The sequence below is a fragment of the Novosphingobium sp. FG90 genome (genome assembly GCF_057808725.1).
Genome location: NZ_JBMDIO010000003.1, coordinates 273604 through 288985, shown reverse-complemented (window position 1 = coordinate 288985; position 15382 = coordinate 273604). Strand labels below are relative to the sequence as shown.

The window sequence follows — 15382 nt, the reverse complement described above, 5'->3', positions numbered from 1 at the left end:
TAAAGACAGCCACCGGTCCCGGATCAAGTCCGGGACGACGGGAGTGTGCGCCTTCATGAAGCACCTCGTCCTCACCCTGCAGTTCCTCACCCGCCTGCCGCTCCCCGCCGTTCAGGCCGACGCGCAGGATTTCGCCAAAGCCATGCGCTGGTTCCCGGTCGCCGGGCTGGCGGTGGGCGCGGCGGTGGCGCTGCCCTGGTGGTTTTTGGGGTGGCTGCTCCAGCCGCGCGATCCGTGGCTGGGCGCTCTGGCCGCGCTTGCCGGTTGGGTGGCGATCACCGGCGCGCTGCACTTAGACGGCCTCGGCGACGTGGCGGACGGTGCGGGAGCCGCCCACGGTGACCGCGCGCGCCTCTCCGCCGTCATGGCCGATCCGCATGTCGGCAGCTTCGCCGTTGTCGCGATCGGCCTGCAACTGCTCGCGAAGCTGGTACTGCTGCACGCGCTTACCCCCGCACAATGGCCCGCGCTGGTCATCGTGCCGGTGCTGGCGCGCATCGCCCCGATCGGCTGGACGCTGTTCCTGCCGCCGCTCCACACCGGCCTCGGCTCCCGCTTCCGCGAGGGCGTCAGCCGCCTGCACCTGATCGGCTGGAGCCTCGCCGCGATCCTCGCCGCCGTGCTGACCTCCCCTGCGCTGCTGGCGCTGTTCGTCGCCGTGCCGCTCTGGGGCTGGTGGCTGCGCGCGAAGCTCGGCGGCATCTCGGGCGACGGCCACGGCGCCGGGATCGAGCTTGTCGAGACCGCCCTGCTGCTCGCGCTGGTGCTGCTGCCGTGACCCCCGACCTGCTCCACCACGGCGGCCGCCTCGCCGAAGCCGCGCGCCTTTACGGCGGCGATCCGGCGCAGTGGCTGGACCTCTCCACCGGCCTCAATCCCGTACCGTGGAGCCCGCCCGAAGACTTGCGCATCGACTGGCACGCCCTGCCCGATCCCGATGCGCTCGCCGTCCTGGAACACACCGCCGCCCGCCACTTCGACGCCGAGCCCCGCCACGTCTGCGCCGTCTCCGGCAGCGAGACCGCACTACGCCTCCTCGCCGGAATGCTGGACATGCCCGGCCGCGCGCTGTTACCCGCCTACCGCACCCATGCCGAGGCCTTCGCCCGCTCCCGCCCGATCGCCTTCGCCGCACCGACCGATGGCGCCGAGGCGGTCGTCCTCGCCAACCCCAACAACCCCGACGGCCTGCTGCGCGACCCCGCCGCCGTACTCGACTGGCACGAGGCGATCGCCGCGCAAGGTGGCTGGCTGATCGCCGACGAAGCCTTCGCCGACTGTCACCCGCAAGCCAGCGTCGCCCGCCACGTCGCCGACGACCGCCGCCTCATCGTCCTGCGCTCGTTCGGCAAGTTCTTCGGCCTCGCAGGGCTTCGCCTCGGCTTCGTGATCGCGCCGAGGCACGTGCTGGACCGCCTGCGCGCGCTGACCGGCAGTTGGCCCCTCCACACCGCCGCGCTCGAACTCGGCCGCGCCGCCTATGCCGACGCCGCGTGGATAGAGCGCACCCGCGCCGAACTTCCCGGCCGGGCCGCCGCGCTCGACGCGGTGCTGGAGCGCCACGGCCTGGCCCCGCAAGGCGCCTGCCCGCTATTCCGCTACCTCTCGGGCGTGGACGCAGGCGCGCTGTTCGAACGGCTGGCCAAGGCGCGCATTCTCACCCGTCCCTTCGCGCAGCAACCGGATACCCTGCGCCTCGGCGTTCCCGCCGATCCCGCCGCGCTGGACCGCCTCGACCGGGCGCTTCATGGCTGAGCCCATCGCCGCCGCCGCACTCGCGATCGAGGCCATGCTCGGCTGGCCCGCGCGGCTCCACGCCGTTACCGGCCACCCGGTCGGCCTCTTCGCCCGGATCATCCGCGCCTGCGAGCGCCGCCTCAACCGCCGCGACGCCTCGCCCGCACGGCGCCGCCTCGCGGGCATGCTCGCCACCGCGCTGCTCGTCGCGCTCACCGGCGGTCTCACTCTCGCAATCGAGATCGCCGTCCGCGCCCTCGCCGGAGCATGGGCCTGGCCGATCCTCGCCCTGCTCGCCTGGCCCGCGATGGCCGCGCGCAGCCTCGACGACCACGTCCGCCCGATCCGCGACGCCCTGCTACGCGGCGACTTGCCCGAGGCCCGCCGCACCGTCGGCATGATCGTCGGCCGCGACACCCGCAACCTCGACGCGCCCGCCACCGCCCGCGCCGCCATCGAGAGCCTGGCCGAGAGCTTCTGCGACGGCGTCGTCGCGCCGCTGTTCTGGCTGCTCCTGCTGGGCCTGCCGGGCGCGTGGATGCTCAAGGCGATCAACACCGCCGACAGCATGATCGGCCACCGCGAGGAGCCTTACGGCCCTTACGGCTGGGCCGCCGCGCGCCTCGACGATCTCGTCATGCTGATACCCGCCCGCCTCGCCGGAATGCTGCTGTGCGTTGCGGGCATGGGGGCCGGGCTCAAGGGCTGGCGCGTGATGGCCCGCGACCACGCCCGCCACGCCTCGCCCAACGCGGGCTGGCCCGAGGCGGCGATGGCGGGCGCGCTGGGCATCCGCCTCGCCGGTCCGATCGCCTACGACGGCGTGCTTGCCGACAAGCCGTGGATCGGTGAAGGCGGCATCGCGGCACCGCACCACCTCTCCCGCGCGCTAACGATCTACCGACGCGCCTGCCTGATACTGGGACTGATCGCTATGGGAATCGCATGGCTGGCCTGATGCTGCAGGGAACCGGCTCCGACGTCGGCAAGTCGGTGCTGGTCGCAGGGCTCTGCCGCGCCGCCGCCAACCGGGGCCTTCGCGTCCTGCCGTTCAAGCCGCAGAACATGTCGAACAACGCCGCCGTCACCCCCGAGGGCGGCGAGATCGGCCGCGCGCAGGCGCTGCAGGCCATCGCCGCCCGCGCACCGCTCCACGTGGACATGAACCCGGTGCTCCTGAAACCGCAGGCCGACCGCACCTCGCAACTGATCGTCCACGGCAAGGTACGCGGCACGCTGGGCGCGTCCAACTTCCGCGAGGCGCGCCGCCCCTTGCTCGGCGAAGTGCTCGAAAGCTACCGCCGGCTGGAGGCGCGCTGCGATCTCGTCCTCGTCGAAGGCGCCGGCTCTCCCGCCGAGATCAACTTGCGCAGCGGCGACATCGCCAACATGGGCTTCGCGCGCACGGCCGGGGTGCCGGTGGTGCTGGCGGGCGACATCGACCGGGGCGGCGTCATCGCCGCCGTGGTCGGCACCCGCGCGGTGATCGATCCCGAGGACGCGGCGATGATCCACGGCTTCATCATCAACAAGTTCCGCGGCGATCCTGCGCTCTTCACCGACGGCTACGAGGCGATCGAGCGCCTGTCCGGCTGGCGCGGCTTCGGCGTCCTGCCGTGGGAGCCCGCCGTCGCACAGCTGCCGAGCGAAGACGCCGTGATCCTCGAACGCGGGCTCGGCGCGAAGCCGGGCAAGCTGCTGGTCGCCTGCCCGATCCTGCCGCGCATCGCCAACTTCGACGACCTCGACCCGCTGCGGCAGGAGAGCGGCGTGGACGTCGCGATGATCCCGCCCGGCACCCCGATCCCGGCCGAGGCGCCGCTGATCGTCCTGCCTGGCTCCAAGGCGACGATCGCCGACATGGACTTCCTTCGGACACAGGGCTGGGACATCGACGTCCTCGCCCACCACCGGCGCGGCGGGGCGGTACTGGGCATCTGCGGCGGCTACCAGATGCTCGGCCGCAGTATTGCAGACCCCCACGGCATCGAGGGGCCTCCGGGCGAAGTCGCCGGGCTCGGTCTGCTCGACGTGACGACGGTGCTGGCAGGCCGCAAGACGCTGCAGCAGGTCGAGGGCACCGCGATGGACGCCCCGTTCACCGGCTACGAGATGCACATGGGCGTGACCGAGGGGCCTGACGCCGCGCGGCCTTTCGCACGACTGGCGCAGGGCCGCGCGGACGGCGCCATCGGGCGAGACGGGCGGACTTTCGGCACCTACTGCCACGGCCTGCTCGCCAAGCCGGGCCTTCGCGGCGCCCTGCTCGCACGAATCGGCGCGCAGTCGGACGGCTTCGACAACGACGCCCGCGTCGATGCCGCACTCGATGCGCTGGCCGAGACGATGGAGCGCCATCTGGACATCGACGGGCTGCTCGCCCTGGCGGGAGTTACCTTATGATGCGCAGCCTTCTGGTCCTGGGCGGCGCCCGTTCCGGCAAGAGCCGCCATGCGCAGGCGCGCATAGAAGCGCAGCCCGGCCGCCTTTGCTACATCGCCACCGGGCAGGCGTTCGACGGTGAAATGACCGAACGCATCGCCCGCCACCGCGAGGATCGCGGGCCGCGCTGGACCACGCTGGAGGAACCGCTCGATCTGGCAGGCGCCATCGACAGGGCCGCGCGGGAGGCGGATGCGGTGCTCGTCGACTGCCTGACACTGTGGTTATCGAACCTGATGCTGGCGGACCTGCCGCTGGACGGGCCGGTCACAGCTTTGCAGGAGGCGATCCGCCGCTGCCCGGTCCCGCTGGCGCTGGTATCCAACGAGGTGGGCCTGAGTATCGTCCCCGAGAACGCCCTCGCCCGGCGCTTTCGCGACGAAGCGGGACGCCTGAACCAGACCATCGCCGCGACGGTCGATGAAGTCGAATTCGTCGCTGCGGGGCTACCGCTCAAGCTGAAATAGAGAAATTCCGCCTCAATTGGGCAGTGAATGTCGCCGATCCTGCGCAAACGGATCGTGGCGATAGCCGGCTTCCCAAGCGGCTCTCTGCTGGGGACTGGCGTAAGGATTGCTGGAAAGCGGAATACCGGCCTGCGCGGCCTTGATGCCCCAGAAATGGGCACGTTGAACATTGGACAATGTGCGGCTCATGACTTGCGGATACTGCCTGCTGCAACGCGGCAACGCGCGCGCAAGATGCAGGTCTTAACGCATGTTAACGGCAGACGGCGCCATGAACGCGATGAACTGCGCGGGGGCGATGAGACGTCAATGTGGGGATATGGTGCACCCGACAGGATCATAACTCTTTGTTCGCGAATGTTCGGGGTTATCCTCGACTCGCGCAGTTTCCTTAGGTTGTGCCAATCCAAGGGTTCGCATATGTTCTCCTTTGTTCGCGGCAAACCACGATTTTGTGTGGTAACGGATGAGGGAACTGGATGGGCAAGCTCAATGCCCTTGGTGTGAAGAATGCAAAGCCCGGGCGTCACGGCGATGGCGACGGGCTCTATCTGGTCGTGAAGCCTACGGGCGCCAAGTCTTGGATCCTCAGGGTGCAGCGCGACAAGATGCGCCGGGACATCGGCCTTGGATCACTGGCGGCTCTGACGTTGGCAGAGGCCCGTGAGAAGGCCGCTGAGTTGCGGAAACATACCCTCAACGGGCGTGACCCTATCGCCGAGCGCGATCGTGACCGGCGCCCCATTCCGACCTTCAAGGAAGCAGCCAAGAAGACGCACGCCGCTCTCAAGTCCGGATGGGTGGGAAAAAGCGCAGACGCCTTCCTCTCCTCCCTTGAAACCTACGCCTTTCCCTCGCTGGGCAACCGCCGGGTCGATACGATCGATGCGGCCAACATCCAGAAGATGCTGGCGCCGATCTGGACCACGAAGCCGGAACTGGCTCGCAAGCTCCGTATGCGTGTGGGGCAGGTGCTGAACTTCGCTCATTCCAAGGGCTGGCGGGCCACAGAGGCTCCGGGGCGATCGGTCGGCGTGGGCCTGCCCAAACAGCCAAAGGGCGGAAACTTCGCAGCGATGCCCTATCCAGATGTGCCCGCTTTCATGACCCGACTGGCTGGCGAAAGCCAAACCAGCGGGCGTCGCGCCCTGATGTTCCTGATCCTGACCGCCGCCCGCCCCGGCGAGGTCCGTTTCGCCACTTGGGGGCAGATCGATTTCAGGAAGGCGGAATGGAACCGGCCGGCTGAAATCATGAAACTGCGCGAGCCGCACACCGTCACGCTCAGCAAGGCAGCCATGGCGCTGCTGTCCGAGATCAAAGGCAAAAGGGAGATCGACCCCAAAGCGCTGATCTTCCCCGGCCAGCGCCTTAAACCCCTGTCTGACATGGCACTCAGCAAGGTCATGCGGGACGCGGGGCTGATCTACAACGCGCACGCATTCCGCTCATCCTTCCGGGATTGGGCCGCCGAGAAGATGCCGGATGTGCCCGATGCGGTGGCGGAAGCTGCCTTAGCCCATACCGTGCCGGACAAGGTGGTGCGAGCCTACAAGCGGACCAAGTTCATGGAGATGCGTCGGACGCTAATGGATTCGTGGGGACAGTTTCTGGAACCTGCGAGGCTGGAACAGGAAACGCCGGAGGTTCATCCCTTGGATCCTGCCGATGCCTAAGGCCGAAACAGTCAGCGTCAAAATCGCGCCGATCGAAGCGAGAATGGTCGCGGAATGGCTGAGATCTTTACCCTCGCCCCTATTCGACGGGCCTCGCCTAAACGTGCGGACTTTGCCCAACGGCGTGCGTGAGTCATTCGTTGAGCAGCTTGAAGGCTTTGCTAAACGGAAGCGCCGATCGGGTGCGTTCCTTGCGGCCGGGATTGAGCTGAGTCGCCTCGATGCCCAATTTTTGGCAGCGAAGGCTCAACCAGGGATGTTCGGAACCGCCCGCCAACGTCAGATCCCGGCTGTGGTGCACGCTCTTTGCCGCCAATGCTTGGCCGCTCTCAACAAGAAGAGGGGGGCGCCAAAGCAGCGCGCCGCCGCTTTAGAAAATGCCATTTCACGTCAGGGCAGGAACACGACCGACCCGGTCAGGCCGGTGGATCCTCGTTGGCTAAAACGATTGAAGAAGCGCCAGCGTGAAGACACAGAAATGGCGGAATGGCTGGGAAAAGGCCGAGGGCTATGGGGCGCCCTACCTCTTCGACAAAATTCTCCTTAATTTTCGCCACCCGCCTTGAGCGAAACTCGAGTCTAATTCCGTAGTCGCCCGCTGGCTTTCGCCAGCTTTCATCGGAGCGACAGATGGAACCCCTCACCCTCACTATCGACGACACGAAGAAGGCAATCGGCCTTGGCCGGACTAAGATCTACGACCTGATCGGACAGGGTAAGCTCGAAACCGTGAAGATCGGCCGCCGCACCCTCGTGAAGACCGCCAGCATCCGCGCCCTCGTGGATCAGGCCGCGTGAACCGCCGTGCGCAGCACCGCGAGGGCAGCGTCGCCCCGTAAGACGCGAAAGGCCCGCACCGTTGGCGCGGTGCAGGCCCCCACAAATTTCCTCTACAGCAGCACTGACGAGGATAATCTGATCGGCCAGCAGGCGCAACGGCTCGTTCGCCTCTTCGGTCTTCCTGACAGCCGCGCGCGGACCATCGCCGCCCTCGCATGGGAAGGCGCACATGGCTGATCCCTTCACCACGCCACGGTCCGCCGCGCTCGCGCTGCTCAACTCCGATCAGCATCTGACGCGCAAGGCAGGCTCGTTCCTCGGCCAGACTGTCGTCGATCCCAAGCCGCTCACCCCGGCGCAGATCGAATGGTTGGCGACGCTGCTGGAACGCGCTGGCTTGCCGAAGCTCGCAGAGGGGGACCGCTCGTGATCCACGAACCGATCTATCCTCATGCGCCCGGCCATCGTGGCATCGACACGTCCATTGAGGCTGCGGAGGCTATCGAGATGTCGGTGGGGCACCTCCAGCGCGTTGCGCTGCGGGCTATTCGCGCCGCCGGTAGCCGAGGCCTGACGACGAACGAATTGGTCGCGACTGTCCGCATCGGTCGGGACTCCATTCAACCCCGCACCTCCGAGTTGCGCGAGATGGGCCTGATCCGGGATAGCGGCGCCCGCCGACGCAACGCCAACGGCAAGAGCGCCATCGTCTGGGTCGCCAATGCCTCGCGTGGGAGGGTTCCCCGGTGATCCATTCAACGCTCTCCCGCGCCCACATCGATCGCAAGTTGGACGAAGCGGAGCCTCACCTGATTCCCATCCTTGAAGCGGTGCGTGACCATAAGGTGGGCCTCCTGTTCGTCGGTCAGAGTAGCGAGGCTTTCCGCCTGCCCGTCGATCGGAAGCGCTCGGCCATCGCCATCATCGGCGATGACCTGCACGAGGCGCTTGGACCTTCGGGTTTCCACATGCCGTCGGTCCGTCGGATCATCCGCGCCTCGCACACCTTCGCGGTCATCTCCTGCGCCGCGTTGGAGCCGGTCTATGACGCGATGGCGTTCGCTGCATCGACGGCGCGCAGGAACGCTCTGCTGATCGAGACGCAGCCTGAGTTCGAGGTCCAATGGGCCGAACTCATCCGCAAACTGGCGCCAGGCCGTCCGTTGACCATCGCCACCGTGAAGGGAGGGCGCGCATGAACATGCTCGTCAATGTCGCGGCGGTGGCCGCAGCGAACCCGCTCCCGCAGATCATCGGCGCCGTGGTCCCATTGCAGGCCGCTGGCGACGAGTGGAAATGCTGTTGCCCGTTCCACAATGACCGCTCGCCCAGCCTGTCGATCTATAGCGGCGGCAAGCGATGGTATTGCTTCGGCTGCGGCAAGGGCGGCGACGTGATCGACTTCGTGCGCGAGTTGCATCAGATCGAGTTCCGCGCCGCCGCTGCCATGCTCGCTGCTGGCGATATGCCTGCCGTGGCCGTGACGCCAATCATTGATGCGCCGGAGCGGACGAAGGAAGAGCGGATCGAGGAAGCCCGCACCATCTGGCGGGCGGCGTCTCCCGCTCCGGGCACCCTGGCTGAAGCCTATCTGCGGTTTCGCGGGCTGGATCTCACGATTCCCGAAACTATCCGCTTCACTTGGCTTACCTATGGCATTCACGGCCCGAAGCATCCCTGCCTGATCGCCGTCATCACCGGCCCCGATAACCGGCTGTGCGGCATACAGCGGACCTATCTCGCAGCAGACGGGCGCGGAAAGGCGAACGTCCGCAAGCCGAAGCTCTCGCTCGGCCGCATCTCCGGTGGCGCCATCCGGCTTGCACCTGCGGCATGCGACCTGATGGTCTGCGAGGGGCTCGAAGATGGTCTAACGCTGCAGCAGGAAATGGGCCGGGCCGTTTGGGTCGCAGCGGGCGCTGGGAACATGCCGAAGATGCGCTTTCCGTCGCTGGTGTCCCGCGTAACTGTCGGCGGGGATGCCGACGAGGCAGGCCACACCGGGGCCGACGCCGCTATTGATGCCTACCGGACGCGCGGGATCAGCAGCCGCGCCATCTTCCCGGTAGGGGCCAAGGATTTCAATGCCGAGCTGATGGGGAGGCTCGGGAAATGAGCGCACGTCCGAATTCGAATATCGCTGTCGTATCGCAACCGCCACGCCCGCTCATCACCGTCCGGGCTGGCGAATTGCACCTAATGGCATCGGAGGGCGAGCGTGCGCTGATCGGCGCCGGATCTCCGCTCTATGTGCGTGGCGGTCTGGTGCGTCCGATCGTCGATGAGTTGCCTGCTGCACATGGACACAAGACGAAGGTCGCACGTTTGGCCGAAGTCACGGCAGATACCTTGGTCGACCACCTTTCCCGCGAGGCGGACTGGGAGAAGTTCGACGCCCGCAAGAAGCGCATGGTCATCACCGACCCGCCCCGGCCCGTTGCTGCGACGATACTTTCCCGCGATGGCGAATGGCAGTTCCCGAGGCTGGCCGGCGTCATCACAACGCCGACGCTGCGCCCAGACGGCACGATCCTTTCGACGCCTGGGTACGATGCCCAGACACAGCTTTTGCTCATGGACCCGCCGCATCTCCCAGCCATCCCTGAGCGGCCGACCCGCGCAGATGCCTTGAAGGCCCTCGCGTTCCTCAACGCGCTGCTGGATGAGTTCCCGTTTGTCGATGAGGCAAGCCGCTCCGTTGCCCTCTCGGGGCTCATCACGCCGGTCGTGCGCGGCGCGATGCAGGTCGCCCCCATGCACGTCACCAGCGCGCCGGTGGCTGGCTCGGGCAAGAGCTACATCATCGACCTCGCGGCGGCCATCAGCATCGGGCAACGCGCTCCCGTGATGGCGGCTGGACGTGACGAGGCCGAAACCGAAAAGCGCCTCGTCTCGGCTCTGCTCGGGGGGCAGGCCATCATCTCGATCGACAACGTGAATGGCGATCTTGGCGGGGATTTCCTCTGTCAGATGATCGAGCGCCCCATCGTCGAGCCTCGCGTGCTGGGATCTTCCAAGCTCATGCGGATAGAGAGCCGGGCCACTACGTTCGCTACGGGCAACAACATCCACCTCGTCGGCGACATGACGCGCCGGGTGGTGCTGTGCTCGCTCGATCCGAACATGGAACGCCCCGAACTCCGCCAGTTCAAGAAGAGCCCCATGGACCAGGTGCTCTCGGAGCGCGGGAAGTATGTCGCGGCGGCACTGGTCGTGGCCCGTGCCTATGCAGCGGCTGGCTATCCCGATCAGCTTCCGACGCTAGCATCCTTCGAAGACTGGAGCCGCATCGTGCGCTCGGCCCTTGTCTGGCTCGGTAAGCCTGATCCGGTGAAGACGATGGAAGCGGCCCGCGCTGATGATCCTACGACCTCCAGCCTCAGGGCGGCGCTCGTCGCCTGGCACGGAGCTGTCTCTTCTGCCCCGATGACCACAGGCAAGATCATCGACGCCGCTAAGAGGCTTGATCCGCTCGGAAACCGGATCAACGGCGATCTCTATCAGGCTCTAGTCGATGTCGCGGAGGAGCGCGGTGGAGGGATCAACGCCCGTAAGTTAGGGCACTGGCTGGCCCGTCATCGTGGCCGGGTGGTCGATGGGCTGAAGTTCGTCGATGAGGAGGACAGCCATGCGAAGCAGAAGGCGTGGGCGGTGGTGAGGGTGGCTTGAACAGCGCCACAGACGATGGCACCTAAAGGCGCTGCGAATTGAGACCGGCGCTGAGGGGTGAATGCCGAATGACGCGTGACGAAATTGACGCGTTTTTCGCTGCGCCAGACAAGCGGTGCCCGGCAGAATTCGAGTGGCCCGTGAAGACGCTCCGCAAGAACGAGCGTCGCGCTCGTCAGCGCGTGGAGGTCGGCGGCTCACTCAGCAAGGTCGAGATGGAGATCGTGGTCAGACTGCACGAACCGGGTTTCATCGTGATCGTGCTGCTAGCACCAACTTGCATTGCGCGCCTTTGCCTCGGCAGCCCGCACTATGACAGCCGACAGCGAATTTTGATCGAGGATGGGCATCTGCACCCGTGGGAGCAGAACCGCCCGAAGGGGCCCAAGCTGCCTGAAAAGCTGCCGGATTACGAGTTACTCCCGGCTGACGTGAAGGATCGAGACGAAGCCTTCGCTTGGTTTTTGCAGCGTTACGGGATAGAAAGTTCAATGCCGGATTGGCCGGACAGCAAGGGCATGTTCTAATGGACTGGCAGGCGGTGCGCCACGCTATTTGCGAAGGTCGGCGTTTCCGAGAAACTCCAAAAGGCTTCTGCGTCATGGCTGATACCATGATGCCGTCAGGCCATGCCATCCAAATTTATATGCGGTCGGATCACGGCAAGCTGGTGCTGCACGACGACGGCGCAGCCTTCGACGAGTTGGCTGCTCACGGTCGTGAAGCGGCCTCCCTCAGCGGTGTCCGCGCGATGCTATCCGAGGTGGATCTCCGGCTTGATGAGAACGGCACGATCTTCATGGACAGGCTCGAACCCGAAAAGGTCGCAGTCGGTATTGCAGTCCTGGCCGATGCTTCATTGCGGGCCGCCCAGTTCATGCTTGCAAGATCCAAGGTCCGCCGCCCTGAAACGCTAGATCGCACGGTCCAGGATCGCTTGAGGGTCTTCTTTCCCGAAGGTCGCCCGAATTTTCATTTCCATGGGCGCAGTAGACAGCACAAATTTGATTTCGGTGTCACCACGGATGCGGGCACGTTCCTGGTAGACGCAGTTACACCCGACGCGTCATCCGTCAACGCGGCTGTGGTAAAGACGATGGATGTCCTGCGCTCGACCGAAGAGCGCGCCCGGCCCATTTTGGTTTATGACCGGAACGACGGGTGGAAGTCAGGCCTGCTTGAACTGCTCACCATGGGCGGCGGCGAGTATCTGTCGATCGATGCTCTTGATCGAGAGCACATTTTGCAGGCGGCCTAACTCAGCTCACGCCACCGCCAACCAACCAGCCCCGCTCCGGCGGGGTTTTTCGTGTCTCCGTGTCTTTCCGCCGTTGCGGGTAATGCGGGGTTTTGCGGGTATTATCCCAGCCCTTATATCTATTTTGTCACTGACAAATCCCCGCGTTAGGTTGGGAACATACCCGCAGATACCCGCATTACCCGCAAATCAGGACCGGGCCATGAGCCTTCACAGTGGTGGGGACCTCTTCGGTTTCGCCTCGCTCTCTTGCCTGGCGCCTCACTCGGCGTACATTTGTTCCGAAGGCATCGGGGGCTCCATGCGATCAAAGATTCTCTGCGCGTTGGCGCTGTCACTCATCGTCGCTCCGGTAGGCGACGCGATCGCCAAATCCGTGAGCAAGGAATTTCAGGAGGCATGGACCGACCGGGAGCAACGATACGCCGCTCGTTACAGAGAGGCCGAGGGTCAGTTGCCCGCCGCACTGGCGGCGTTGAACGACCCGAACGCCGACCCGGCGACGACAAAGGATCGCTTGGACCGCGCGCTTAGGACAACGTTCGATCTCGGCTACAACAGCGCTCGCACCCAGGTCGTCACCGAGACCAAGGCTTTCGTTGAGAAGAAGCCTTCTGCTGAACGGGCGCAGCTTTGGTTGCAGGAGCAGGCCGACCGGTTGCGCGACCGAGCGCGATCGGCAGACGAAAAAGCCGCCATCGTCAAAAATCAAACGTCACAGGATGACAGCACCACCTTGCAAGCGCGGCTGAAAAATCTCGGCATCGCGGTGTTCGAGGCGGCGACGGTAAAGGGCATGGCCGACGAATTGACGCTGATCGACCAGAACCTTGCGATCTACTACCCGGCCAAGAATGCGGAGGATCAGCGGAGGCGGCAGGCGCGTGCGGCTGCGCTAGGCGCGATCGGGCAGGCTATGCAGGCAAGTGCGAACCAAGGCTGGATGGCGACATGCACGCGAGCGGGGCAGACCATGAGCTGCATGGGGAATTAAGGTCTGCGTTGGCTGGTTCAGCAAATGCAATACTCCCTCGCCCCTATCGCCAGCGAGGATCTTTGCAGTTGTTGCTGTCCTCGAACGCCGGGGACACGCGCTCCTCTCCCCAAATCCGTTTGCCGGCGCGCTTAGGATTGTCCCGAAATTGTTGATTGCGTTCGGCGAAATAGCCGTCGATCGCCGCGCGAGCATCATCGACCGATGGGTAATTGCTGTTGTGGATGACGGCACGGGCCATGCCGCTAAACACGGACTCGATGACATTGAGGAACTGCGCTCCGGCAGGAAGTGGTGCCGTTTCGACTTGCGGTAAACCCAATGCACCGGCTGTCCCATTGTGCTCACTGATCCGTTGCATGAGTTTCTTAGAGATGTGCCATGACGCCGCATCCCATGACAGATACAGCGTTCGGCGATCGGCATATCTGGCGAGCAGAACGTCCATCATGCGGATCATTTCGGCGGTGTTTTTCCTGTCGCTGTAGAAGTGCGTGACCTGATTGCTGCTTAGTTCAAGGGCTGCCGTCATGATCATGCACCCCTTGGATTTCTGCCATTGCGGGACGACCCGATGAGGGCCGGGCGGGTCGAGCTTCAATCCCTGCTTCATTTTGACGGCGAATGGGCCGAACTCGTCGATCGAGAAGAAGGCTTCATCTGATGCCAGCCTTGATAAGATCGCTTGGACTGCAGCGAGTTTTTCCCGATATGCCGGGTCTTGAGATGTGAGAGCGATTCTAGCCTTGCGCCACTTCCATCCGGCATTGCGGATGATTTTGCGAAGGACTTGCAAGCAAGCTGGATAACCTTGCTCCCTCAGCACGGCTCTAAGATCGCTCATGGTCCAGGACGTTCGGTTGATCCCATGATCTTTCGGCGGTTCATGAAGGACGCGAAACAAAGCAGATTTTAGATTTTCATTTTCAGCCCTTCGCGGCCCTCGCATCTTGGGCGCCAACAGGGCTTCGGCACCTCCTTCGCGAAATATCCGTAGGTAGCGACGACATGTATTGCGACTTATCCCAAGGCATGCACTGATCCGCCGAATGGGGAAGCCTTGTTCGTGCGCCAGTACTGCGATGGCGCGATTGCGCCGCCGGCCACGATCATTAAGGACGCAGTGTAGGAGCTGCTTGTTGGCTTCAGGGTCTCCGAGCAAGCGGGATTTCAGTCGATCTGCACGTAACCCATCAATCCAATTCGCCACTTCCACGGCACGCTCCGCTCGGCGATCACGGTGAAGGCTGAGTGGTGTACTGGCTAATCCTTTGGCGGCATGACGATTGAGCCGGTACACGTGTGGTGCAATCGATACCCTCAGGCCCTCAATCAAACCTGCTTCCGCTGAGGGCCGGACAACAAGTTCGATTTGGGGAACCTGCACTCGCCGGCAATATCTACGAACGCTATCGTAGCTGCCAATGTAGCCATGATGATCTCGAAGGGCGCGAAAAATCGCGACGGCACTTCGCCGGTCACGTTGCGGCTGATCTTCATCCTCCGCGAGCATCGCCTCGATCACCCCCTCGTGCGCGCTGATAGAGGACTGACGCTTTGGGCGAACGTATTTTGATGGCCGCTCATTTCGCACCATCTTTCGGATTGTGTTGCGACTAATGCGCTCGTCCTTAGCGACCTTCCTGATCGACTCGCCTTCGATGACGCGGTGGCGTATGCGGGCCCATTGATTTGGATTGGTGTACATCGCGGCCTCCCGGACAGGGCGACCGTGACGTGATTGAGCCGACGCTCGCCAGTGTTAGCCAATCTAACACCGCAGGCGAGTTGCCGGTATCTTGTGGTTATCAGCCGCAGGTCGGGTTGAGAGCGCGCGGACGCCAAGCCTCCAGCGTTCTATATGAGCCGGCGTAATTCGCTTCCTGCGACCGACAGGTGGTCAGAACATCTTGGCGGTCTGCCCGACGGCTTCAAACAATCCGCCGGATCACCACGGCATCATTCACCCCGAACGCACCATGTTCGGCCTCATGGGCTTCGATCGCGCTCTCGCGGCTCTGTCCGACATGCTGAACCACCCGGTGCCAGGCGCGCCCAACCGGCGGGTTCATCGACACTTCCAGTGCCTCGATGCGACGGGTGTGGTTGTTCATTGGATCGTCCTTTCCTGAGGCAGCCCTTTCGAGCGGCCATCGACTTGCTTGAGAATGTGATCGAGCAGGGCCGCCTTCTCCGCCGCGTTGCCCCCCGGCGCGAGTAGCCATGCCGTGGGATCGGCCTCGCGCGACAGGATGGCCTCGACCAACGCAGCGTCCGACATGCTGGCGCCCAAAGCTTCGAGCCTTTCCAGACGGGCGCTCAGCCGGTTCATCGGGCTGGTCGCATTGTGAACGGGCTC

Annotated in this window: 20 protein-coding genes; 16 read left to right on the top strand and 4 right to left on the bottom strand. The window is 64.6% G+C overall.

The annotated features are described in order from the left end of the window. Nucleotides 1–55 precede the first annotated feature (55 nt). The 5 genes from ACODRZ_RS04715 to cobU are packed head-to-tail and all read left to right on the top strand — an operon-like array spanning nt 56 to nt 4646. Nucleotides 56–778 (top strand): adenosylcobinamide-GDP ribazoletransferase, encoded by a 723-nt coding sequence (locus tag ACODRZ_RS04715; RefSeq protein ID WP_488969701.1) that lies wholly within the window; start codon nt 56–58, stop codon nt 776–778. Continuing rightward, nucleotides 775–1755, top strand: a complete 981-nt coding sequence (locus ACODRZ_RS04710) for a threonine-phosphate decarboxylase (protein WP_488969700.1) — start codon at nt 775–777, stop codon at nt 1753–1755. Before ACODRZ_RS04715 ends, ACODRZ_RS04710 begins: the two co-directional genes overlap by 4 nt. Next, nucleotides 1748–2695 (top strand): adenosylcobinamide-phosphate synthase CbiB, encoded by a 948-nt coding sequence (gene cbiB / locus ACODRZ_RS04705; protein ID WP_488969699.1) that lies wholly within the window; start codon nt 1748–1750, stop codon nt 2693–2695. Before ACODRZ_RS04710 ends, cbiB begins: the two co-directional genes overlap by 8 nt. Continuing rightward, nucleotides 2683–4140 (top strand): cobyric acid synthase, encoded by a 1458-nt coding sequence (locus tag ACODRZ_RS04700; protein WP_488969698.1) that lies wholly within the window; start codon nt 2683–2685, stop codon nt 4138–4140. The genes cbiB and ACODRZ_RS04700 overlap by 13 nt, the downstream gene beginning before the upstream one ends. Next, entirely contained in the window at nt 4140–4646 is a 507-nt protein-coding gene (gene cobU, locus ACODRZ_RS04695; protein WP_488969714.1) for a bifunctional adenosylcobinamide kinase/adenosylcobinamide-phosphate guanylyltransferase, read from the top strand. Before ACODRZ_RS04700 ends, cobU begins: the two co-directional genes overlap by 1 nt. Before the next feature lie 12 nt (nt 4647–4658). On the opposite strand, the gene ACODRZ_RS04690 is transcribed toward cobU, so the two are convergent. Then, nucleotides 4659–4835: a ribosome modulation factor gene (locus ACODRZ_RS04690; protein ID WP_155986223.1), complete on the bottom strand. Its 177-nt coding sequence runs from the start codon at nt 4833–4835 to the stop codon at nt 4659–4661. 290 nt (nt 4836–5125) lie between these two features. Between ACODRZ_RS04690 and ACODRZ_RS04685 the strand changes: the two genes are divergently transcribed. From ACODRZ_RS04685 to ACODRZ_RS04635, 11 genes are all read left to right on the top strand, one after another. Then, the gene (locus ACODRZ_RS04685; protein WP_488969697.1) at nt 5126–6322 is read left to right on the top strand and encodes a tyrosine-type recombinase/integrase; all 1197 of its coding nucleotides are present in this window, start codon (nt 5126–5128) and stop codon (nt 6320–6322) included. Continuing rightward, entirely contained in the window at nt 6315–6869 is a 555-nt protein-coding gene (locus tag ACODRZ_RS04680; RefSeq protein ID WP_488969696.1) for a hypothetical protein, read from the top strand. Before ACODRZ_RS04685 ends, ACODRZ_RS04680 begins: the two co-directional genes overlap by 8 nt. Nucleotides 6870–6952: 83 nt before the next feature. Next, nucleotides 6953–7120, top strand: coding sequence for a helix-turn-helix domain-containing protein (locus ACODRZ_RS04675; protein WP_488969695.1), 168 nt, complete (start codon nt 6953–6955; stop codon nt 7118–7120). Between the two features lie 211 nt (nt 7121–7331). Then, entirely contained in the window at nt 7332–7532 is a 201-nt protein-coding gene (locus ACODRZ_RS04670; RefSeq protein ID WP_488969694.1) for a hypothetical protein, read from the top strand. After that, the gene (locus tag ACODRZ_RS04665; RefSeq protein ID WP_488969693.1) at nt 7529–7852 is read left to right on the top strand and encodes a hypothetical protein; all 324 of its coding nucleotides are present in this window, start codon (nt 7529–7531) and stop codon (nt 7850–7852) included. Before ACODRZ_RS04670 ends, ACODRZ_RS04665 begins: the two co-directional genes overlap by 4 nt. Beyond that, nucleotides 7849–8301 carry a hypothetical protein gene (locus ACODRZ_RS04660; protein WP_488986169.1) on the top strand — a complete coding sequence of 151 codons (453 nt, stop codon included), beginning with the start codon at nt 7849–7851 and terminating at the stop codon, nt 8299–8301. The genes ACODRZ_RS04665 and ACODRZ_RS04660 overlap by 4 nt, the downstream gene beginning before the upstream one ends. Next, entirely contained in the window at nt 8298–9218 is a 921-nt protein-coding gene (locus ACODRZ_RS04655; protein WP_488969691.1) for a DUF7146 domain-containing protein, read from the top strand. Before ACODRZ_RS04660 ends, ACODRZ_RS04655 begins: the two co-directional genes overlap by 4 nt. A 149-nt stretch (nt 9219–9367) precedes the next feature. Next, a complete protein-coding gene (locus ACODRZ_RS04650) occupies nt 9368–10771 on the top strand; it encodes a hypothetical protein (protein WP_488986168.1) in 1404 nt (467 codons plus the stop codon). 68 nt (nt 10772–10839) lie between these two features. Then, nucleotides 10840–11298, top strand: coding sequence for a hypothetical protein (locus tag ACODRZ_RS04645; protein WP_488969689.1), 459 nt, complete (start codon nt 10840–10842; stop codon nt 11296–11298). Nucleotides 11299–11372: 74 nt separating this feature from the next. Continuing rightward, the gene (locus ACODRZ_RS04640; protein WP_488969688.1) at nt 11373–12029 is read left to right on the top strand and encodes a DUF1828 domain-containing protein; all 657 of its coding nucleotides are present in this window, start codon (nt 11373–11375) and stop codon (nt 12027–12029) included. A 202-nt stretch (nt 12030–12231) separates the two neighbouring features. Next, on the top strand, nt 12232–13023 hold the full coding sequence (locus ACODRZ_RS04635; RefSeq protein ID WP_488969687.1) for a hypothetical protein: 792 nt from the start codon (nt 12232–12234) through the stop codon (nt 13021–13023). A 43-nt stretch (nt 13024–13066) separates the two neighbouring features. On the opposite strand, the gene ACODRZ_RS04630 is transcribed toward ACODRZ_RS04635, so the two are convergent. From ACODRZ_RS04630 to ACODRZ_RS04620, 3 genes are all read right to left on the bottom strand, one after another. Beyond that, nucleotides 13067–14731, bottom strand: coding sequence for an IS630 family transposase (locus ACODRZ_RS04630; protein ID WP_488969686.1), 1665 nt, complete (start codon nt 14729–14731; stop codon nt 13067–13069). A 223-nt stretch (nt 14732–14954) separates the two neighbouring features. Then, complete coding sequence (locus tag ACODRZ_RS04625) at nt 14955–15137, bottom strand: hypothetical protein (protein ID WP_488969685.1); 183 nt, start codon at nt 15135–15137, stop codon at nt 14955–14957. Next, nucleotides 15134–15355 carry a hypothetical protein gene (locus ACODRZ_RS04620; protein ID WP_488969684.1) on the bottom strand — a complete coding sequence of 74 codons (222 nt, stop codon included), beginning with the start codon at nt 15353–15355 and terminating at the stop codon, nt 15134–15136. Before ACODRZ_RS04620 ends, ACODRZ_RS04625 begins: the two co-directional genes overlap by 4 nt. Between the last annotated feature and the right edge of the window lie 27 nt (nt 15356–15382).

Bases quoted from the DNA above. Each gene is read 5' to 3' on its own strand.
- ACODRZ_RS04715 (WP_488969701.1), top strand. From the start codon at position 56: ATGAAGCACCTCGTCCTCACCCTGCAGTTCCTCACCCGCCTGCCGCTC.
- cbiB (WP_488969699.1), top strand. From the start codon at position 1,748: ATGGCTGAGCCCATCGCCGCCGCCGCACTCGCGATCGAGGCCATGCTC.
- ACODRZ_RS04700 (WP_488969698.1), top strand. From the start codon at position 2,683: ATGGCTGGCCTGATGCTGCAGGGAACCGGCTCCGACGTCGGCAAGTCG.
- cobU (WP_488969714.1), top strand. From the start codon at position 4,140: ATGCGCAGCCTTCTGGTCCTGGGCGGCGCCCGTTCCGGCAAGAGCCGC.
- ACODRZ_RS04690 (WP_155986223.1), bottom strand. From the start codon at position 4,835: ATGAGCCGCACATTGTCCAATGTTCAACGTGCCCATTTCTGGGGCATC.
- ACODRZ_RS04685 (WP_488969697.1), top strand. From the start codon at position 5,126: ATGGGCAAGCTCAATGCCCTTGGTGTGAAGAATGCAAAGCCCGGGCGT.
- ACODRZ_RS04680 (WP_488969696.1), top strand. From the start codon at position 6,315: ATGCCTAAGGCCGAAACAGTCAGCGTCAAAATCGCGCCGATCGAAGCG.
- ACODRZ_RS04675 (WP_488969695.1), top strand. From the start codon at position 6,953: ATGGAACCCCTCACCCTCACTATCGACGACACGAAGAAGGCAATCGGC.
- ACODRZ_RS04670 (WP_488969694.1), top strand. From the start codon at position 7,332: ATGGCTGATCCCTTCACCACGCCACGGTCCGCCGCGCTCGCGCTGCTC.
- ACODRZ_RS04655 (WP_488969691.1), top strand. From the start codon at position 8,298: ATGAACATGCTCGTCAATGTCGCGGCGGTGGCCGCAGCGAACCCGCTC.
- ACODRZ_RS04645 (WP_488969689.1), top strand. From the start codon at position 10,840: ATGACGCGTGACGAAATTGACGCGTTTTTCGCTGCGCCAGACAAGCGG.
- ACODRZ_RS04640 (WP_488969688.1), top strand. From the start codon at position 11,373: ATGGCTGATACCATGATGCCGTCAGGCCATGCCATCCAAATTTATATG.
- ACODRZ_RS04635 (WP_488969687.1), top strand. From the start codon at position 12,232: ATGAGCCTTCACAGTGGTGGGGACCTCTTCGGTTTCGCCTCGCTCTCT.
- ACODRZ_RS04630 (WP_488969686.1), bottom strand. From the start codon at position 14,731: ATGTACACCAATCCAAATCAATGGGCCCGCATACGCCACCGCGTCATC.
- ACODRZ_RS04625 (WP_488969685.1), bottom strand. From the start codon at position 15,137: ATGAACAACCACACCCGTCGCATCGAGGCACTGGAAGTGTCGATGAAC.
- ACODRZ_RS04620 (WP_488969684.1), bottom strand. From the start codon at position 15,355: ATGAACCGGCTGAGCGCCCGTCTGGAAAGGCTCGAAGCTTTGGGCGCC.